General features: G+C 53.7%; 1 rRNA gene. It reads right to left on the bottom strand.

The features are described 5' to 3' along the window. Positions 1-29: 29 nt before the first annotated feature. Positions 30-937: ribosomal RNA gene (locus tag ACVA53_RS24965) — 23S ribosomal RNA — on the bottom strand; the annotation flags it as partial.

The raw sequence follows: 937 nt of genomic DNA, 5'->3' as shown, positions 1-937 counted from the left end.
GGAGTCCGTAAAAACCCCTTGGGTGTTGTATGGTTAAGCCTCACGGGCAATTAGTACAGGTTAGCTCAACGCCTCACAGCGCTTACACACCCTGCCTATCTACGTCGTAGTCTTCAACAACCCTTTAGGAACCTTATAGGTTCAGGGATGACTCATCTCGAGGCTCGCTTCCCGCTTAGATGCTTTCAGCGGTTATCGATTCCGAACTTAGCTACCGGGCAATGCGTCTGGCGACACAACCCGAACACCAGAGGTTCGTCCACTCCGGTCCTCTCGTACTAGGAGCAGCCCCTCTCAATCATCCAACGCCCACGGCAGATAGGGACCGAACTGTCTCACGACGTTCTAAACCCAGCTCGCGTACCACTTTAAATGGCGAACAGCCATACCCTTGGGACCGACTTCAGCCCCAGGATGTGATGAGCCGACATCGAGGTGCCAAACACCGCCGTCGATATGAACTCTTGGGCGGTATCAGCCTGTTATCCCCGGAGTACCTTTTATCCGTTGAGCGATGGCCCTTCCATTCAGAACCACCGGATCACTATGACCTGCTTTCGCACCTGCTCGAATTGTCATTCTCGCAGTCAAGCGGGCTTATGCCATTGCACTAACCTCACGATGTCCGACCGTGATTAGCCCACCTTCGTGCTCCTCCGTTACGCTTTGGGAGGAGACCGCCCCAGTCAAACTACCCACCAGGCACTGTCCGCACCCCGGATAACGGGGCGACGTTAGAACATCAAAACTACAAGGGTGGTATTTCAAGGACGGCTCCACCATATCTAGCGACATGGTTTCAAAGCCTCCCACCTATCCTACACATGTAGGTTCAATGTTCAGTGCCAAGCTGTAGTAAAGGTTCACGGGGTCTTTCCGTCTAGCCGCGGGTACGCAGCATCTTCACTGCGATTTCAATTTCACTGAGTCTCGGGTG

Source organism: Photobacterium sp. DNB23_23_1, assembly GCF_052873815.1.
Note: the sequence above shows the minus strand (reverse complement) of the source record. Positions and strands in the feature narration are given on the sequence as shown.